4 protein-coding genes are annotated in these 6000 nt (G+C 43.8%); all 4 read right to left on the reverse strand.

Annotated elements, in window-relative coordinates:
• Positions 1 to 5: 5 nt before the first annotated feature.
• Complete coding sequence (locus tag BZJ19_RS13945; RefSeq protein ID WP_077676085.1) at positions 6 to 1130, reverse strand: hypothetical protein; 1125 nt, start codon at positions 1128 to 1130, stop codon at positions 6 to 8.
• A complete protein-coding gene (locus BZJ19_RS13950; RefSeq protein ID WP_157891203.1) occupies positions 1114 to 4716 on the reverse strand; it encodes a LysM peptidoglycan-binding domain-containing protein in 3603 nt (1200 codons plus the stop codon). Before BZJ19_RS13950 ends, BZJ19_RS13945 begins: the two co-directional genes overlap by 17 nt.
• 1 nt (position 4717) lies before the next feature.
• Positions 4718 to 5227, reverse strand: a complete 510-nt coding sequence (locus tag BZJ19_RS13955; protein WP_157891204.1) for a DUF4123 domain-containing protein — start codon at positions 5225 to 5227, stop codon at positions 4718 to 4720.
• Positions 5228 to 5231: 4 nt separating this feature from the next.
• On the reverse strand, positions 5232 to 6000 hold a 769-nt coding region (locus BZJ19_RS17135; RefSeq protein ID WP_420876440.1), incomplete at its 5' end, for a bacteriophage T4 gp5 trimerisation domain-containing protein.

Below are 6000 nucleotides of genomic sequence, written 5' to 3' on the forward strand. Positions count from 1 at the left end.
ATGTATTAGTAACCTCTACTCCAATCATCAATTCTGGTGAAATAATCAATGTAGATCATAGGTTCTACACTATTCAACTGTTCACTAATATTACATTTTATATTGCTCATATCTATTTTACCTTCATACCTCCCACCAAAAAATCGATCACCGAAAATAGCCTTATATAGTTTCGCATCACAATATTGTTCCTTTGGGTTTAAAGATTTTTCCTTATAATACGGTTTAGCCCAAAAATAATGCCATGCTCCAAGCTTTTTTAACCTATTATAAAGGAAATCATCTTTCGGAGTATTTTTGTCAATCAAAAAAACAAAAGCCGGGATATAGTTATTATTAGCTGCTATTCTTAGCAATTTTTTCACCTGTCGCTCTGATCTAGGTGAGTAAAAAACTGTTTTTCCATTTTCTACTTTAGTTATATTATAGTAGTAATCCATTAGAGGCTTATAATAGTGATACTTGGCAAATCGAATAACTTCTTTTATGTACTCTTCACGTTTTTCCACAGATTTATCAAGACCTTTTTCTTTTAGCAAGAAGTACTGAGCATGAAGGTCGCCTTCCGCTGCAAGTCTTTTAAACCCCTCGACCGCTTTTTGATAGATTTCCTCGGTGCAATATTTATTTTCGTAAGAGGTATCTAAACCAAGTTCTTTTGCTACTTTATTGCCAAAATGTTCTGATGAAAGATAAGAAAGGCATAAATTACTTTTACTAGATAGCCAGTAAGTCGCATAAGGGTTCCCTTTTCTCATCAATTCAGTCAATATAGCAGTGGCTTCACTTCGTTTATAAATCTCATCTATTTTTGTACGTGCATAGATTATTTTGGCATTCTCTACGCCCTTTTTCATCAGAGAGTCCATCTCATCCCAAGTTGTTTGACTCCAATCACCACGCTGCAGCATTAGCATCAAGTCATACATCTCATCATCAGGCTTTACTGTGCTCGATATATATGGGTCATTCGATACTTTATCGATATTTTCTTCGACAAAGTTTTTAAACAAAGGGATGTCCTCTTCTATATTAATTTCTTTTTCCACTTCTTCTTTTTTACAGGAAGTTATAGACACAATTACCAGTAGTGCTAAAACCACCTTTTTAATTTTATTCCAAACCGACATCGCCCAAACTCCAATTAATTAATTTTTCGTTTTCTTCCGGTTCTAACGCTATATTTTCATCAGCACCGTTGTCATATGAATCAAGTTCAACATTATCCCCTTTAACTAAAATAGGGTTGACAACTACTGAGCGCGCGTAAGCGCGATACCTTTTGCGGATGGCTAGACCCAAACGATGAGTATCAATTTTTTCTTGATAACTAGTAATTACCATCCTACCGCAAAGATTTTTAGATGCTTCATCAAAGGCGTTATATATGACGCTTGCGTTTCGCTCTCCTGCTGTCACTCTTACTATGAACCTTGCTATCTGATACCAGCTTTTTCTAAACCCTTCCCACTGTTGGGGTTTATCTGCTCCTGCATGGAGATCGGCCATTATGATCAATGTTTCTTTCCATTGCCGCTGACTGGCATATGATTCGTCGTCTTCTTGGTTAGTTTTATCTTTGCTTAACCACTCCATAATATTCAAAATAGCTTGAGCCTGTCGACGATTAACAAACTGGGCACTACCCTCAGAAGTTGCCTCAGTCTGAGCCTTCAGTAATGCTGCGATCAAGTTAGCGAGTGTCTCAGGAGGTAGTTTTATAATCCATTTTCTCGCATTAGGGGCATTATCTCCTGTTAGGCTTCTCGATAAGAACGGAGCATATTCTTTGCTTATGACATTCTTTTTGTACGATGCCCACAGGTTTGGTGGCATGAGTAATACCTTGGAAAAAGATAGGCCCAAACCAATAGCTATCGTCGCGATGTCGTTAAGGGTATTAAAATCATCATTTATTCCGTTTTCATCTACATCACCAAACACAGATAAGCGGCGGAAGTTACTTTGCTTAAGCACGCCAAGTAGACAGTCGATAAAGTCATCACTATTGATCGCATTTAATTCGATGCCCAAGGTGCCCTTACACCCGCCACCAACTACTAGGCGCGCAGACGCGATGATCACTAGGACGCCGGCCTGAAAAGCAATACGGAATTCACTGTGAAAACCTGCGCCGTACGCGGCCGAAAATTCACCCTTAATCGTACCTAAGGTTTTAGGAACTCGAGCATTAGGTGGTACCCAGAAAACGTCCGCCCCCAAGGCACCGCCTACTTCTACTCCGGCAAAAGCATCTACCGTTACACCTGCCTCCGCTGCGACCTGGCTATTCACTAGGTCTTGTTGCGTTGCACCAGTCATATTCTCAACTCGATGGACATTGGGATCGAACGGAGTAACGGTGCTGCCACGTACCCCTAGCCCATTATCTATGTCACTAGGGCCGACAGTAATGCTACTCCCTAACTGACACGTCGCACCAACTAATCCATAGACTGAACCGGTTATACGTGCCATTAACGCGCCAACATCGTAGCTGAACTCTTCACCTTTATCATCGGTATAGAAAAGCGTCACCGCATAACCCCTAGCTGATGACGCTGATGCATTTTCACCCAAGGTATTGTTTTGCTCTCCTTCTGGTAACCACAGACAAATACTCATTTGTCCTTGCAAAAGCGCCAACTTAGCCGAAATATTGCCACTCGCCCCCACTTGGCGAGGATCCTTGATTAGATCTGAATAGCCTGATAGCGGAAGGTTAAGTGCTGATTCTCCCTTTGCTGTAAAACGAAGAAATTGTGCTCCGGCATCTTCCGCATAAGCAGGCTCGTTTAAACCCTCGATATTGCCTTCTTGAGCGTGGTAACTGTCTTGCCAAAACACAGTGTCGAATTGAGATTGCGTTTTTAACGGGGCTATGCTCACTTGCACACTTGTTTTTCTTAACTCTTTTAATGCATCAGTGACACTATTTACACCAACGATATTCCCACCGCCCGTCTGAGGAGATGCAAACGTAATACGATCAGTGATGAAATCAACATGGCAAGCTGCCTTGGTATAGAATGGATCTGACTTATCGCAAGGCATATACCACTCTGGTCCACGCAGGTAAAAAACTTGCCCTGTGGATAAAAAACTGCACTCAACTGGCTGAATATCGCTGAGCCCCGCATCGTTGACAAAGGCACTTACACCTTTTTTATTGGGCTGGTGATCTTTTCTATCCCACACTAATACAAGATCGGGTGCCAGCTCTTTCCTTTCAGCATCGGCAAAAAAGAATCTAAGCTGGTTAGGGCCTTTTTGAGCCGCTTGTTTAGCCAAGCTTTTTAAATGCTCTATTCTTTTCTGCGCTATCGACTTTATCGTTAATAGTTTATTAAAAAGCTTATCAAGCGGTGTTCCTTGGCTCTGACCCAGTATTTGATTCAAAGCATTTTGATGTTCGGTTATCGTCATGTCGATAAGGTGTATCAATGCCTTAGCTGGATAATACGACCACGCGGCTTTATTGACATCATTAACAAGGCTTGCAATGTTTAGGCTATCATTTATTTCAGTGCTACCTGTTATCTCTTGGTATAAGCTATCGATTAGCTCAGTCTTCTCGATTGAAATTGGTTCTGGTGATGTCCGCCAGTCGTCACCCAGATTGCGTAATACTTGAGGTCCCGCCGCAACACCGACATCTCCCTCTAGTTGCTCCAACGTCAAGCATTGCTCTTTAAAAACAATACCTTCTTGGTTGAGTAGCTTGAAACCGGGAAGAAAACCATCTTCCGCTAGCTCGTTAAGCTCACGTATCGCCGCTTGGTGTGGCCTTTTAGCCAGATCCAGACCATCGATATAGTCGTAGATAAGGTTACACGCTCTTTTAATCCGCTCTTCTCTTCGTGATGTGAAGTATTGGTGGTCTTCGCTAAATACAAACTTAGTCCCATCATCTGAATTAATATCACCAGCATTTCTTTCCGCTTTCTCTTCCAGTTCGGTAATGCGTTCGTCAATGGCATTCAATATAAAAGTGCGGACACGCTCTTCGACCAATTTGTCAAAATTTGCGTTGCCACTTCTGTCTTGAGGCGCAAGAGATTGAAACTTACCGCCATAATACAGTGCATTTCTTTCAGCATTTTCTCGTCGAGTCTCTTGCTGAACAATATCATCAAACGCTAAGTCAAGCTCCTCAAGTGCCTGGGTTAGAAACCCTTGAGGATCCGCAGATTTATAATAGGCTTTTGTTTGTACCACTAAACGTAGTGGCAGAATGGTGGTATAGAGTTCTTTGTCTTCGTCATCCATGAACTCTTCATGAGGGCGTGTGGCAAACTTAGACATAATGCCAAGCTGATTGATATTTGCTAATGTGGTGCTGTAGTCGCCTTCAACAACGGCATCCTGCATTAGGACTTTTTCTTCTTCGATAAGGTCCTTGGCCTCTTGTGTCACTGCGTACCAGCATTTTTCACCCGTCTTAGGATGCGCTGGCACATATAAGATGTCGACAAAATCAGCGATTTGACACTCTTGTTCCGTAGCAGGCGCTTCTGGTGCCTTTTTAAATGATTCGCGAGAGGCCTCCGTATTGGCAGGTTCCGGCAGCTCTATCTTTAGCGTATCTCCAGCATAGATAAAGTCGGGATCTTTGATTTGCGTGCTGTTCAGCTTGAGAAGGTCCTCGGTAGAAACATCAAACTTTTCAGCAATCAGACTTAAGCAGTCACCTTTCGTTATTTTGTATTCTTTCATGTCACACCCACTGCTTAAAAACGGAATCTTGTTGTTCGCCCTCAACGGGCGTAAATGGATTTGGCTTATATAGGCACACAGGCACATCGTCTGAGTTAAACCAAAACACCCCTTTGCTAGGCCCCAAGCATTGCGCGATATCGTCCGTATTAGCTTGTGCTAAAACAGCATCCCAAAATCGTTGGCTTTGAAAGCGCAAACATAAAACTTGACCAGCAACTTCTATCTTCAACATCGCTTGTAAGTGCGTAATAAAATCATCTGCACAGGTTTTGTCATCCACTGCAAATATTACCGAGCTGGTATCAAAATAAGACAGTGTGCGCCATGTCTCAACGTTAGCGATATCCGATCCCATATTCACCAAATAAGGGCTTTGCTCAAGCAGATACTCAAAGGGAGTGCCTGCATATAGGGGCAGTATTTGCTGGACACTAAAGTGTTCTTGAATCAGTTGCGCGGCATCACTGATCCTTACTGCATCAACGAGAAGCCAATAATGCGTTGCCATACACTTATCCCTCTTCCTGCAAACACGGACAATCTTGACGAGGGCATGAACCATCGAATTGTCGTTGGCACAATTTCAGCACAGGAAGGTTTGCCACCGATGCCACTTTTAGGGTCGCAGGCGAAAGCTGCAGGGGTAAAGGATCGGGACTCTCTGGCGACTCCACCCCAAATGGCAGGGCGGCGACTTTGCCGGCATAGCCACTGCCTGCACCGGGGCTGCCGCCTGAGTTGAGGTTAATCGCTGGGCCCACAAGGTGAACACCGCCGCCATTTATGCTGACAAAGCTGCCACCGGCTTTGACGGTGATGCTACTTCCCGCCTCAATCACTGCTTTTTGACCGGCTTTGATGTGAATTTCGTTACTGGCGTCATTCACCCACACTTGGCCAGCTTTGACATGCAGCGAGCCGTCAACAATCAGGGTTTGGTCTTGTTGGGTGTACTGGCGGCTCTCTCCCTCCACGGTATGATGCGCATTGCCCATCACACGATGAAATTGGTCGTTGTGTACCTGGTGGTGGTTGTCATTACCTATCTCAGTCACACAGTCGTTTTCTACCTCGGTGTGCCAGTCTTTTTGTGCGTGTAAATACACTTGCTCACTGCCCGATTGGTCTTCGAACGTGAGTTCGTTGTAGCCCTCGCCTTGGTGGCTTTCACTGCGCCAAACCGTCTTGGTTTTGTGTGCCGGCAAGGTATAAGGCGGCACATTGGTCGCATGATACGTGCGGCCGGTGATAATCGGTTGGTCCGGGTCACCGTGTAAGAAG

This window comes from Salinivibrio proteolyticus, assembly GCF_001996165.1.
GTDB lineage: Bacteria > Pseudomonadota > Gammaproteobacteria > Enterobacterales > Vibrionaceae > Salinivibrio > Salinivibrio proteolyticus.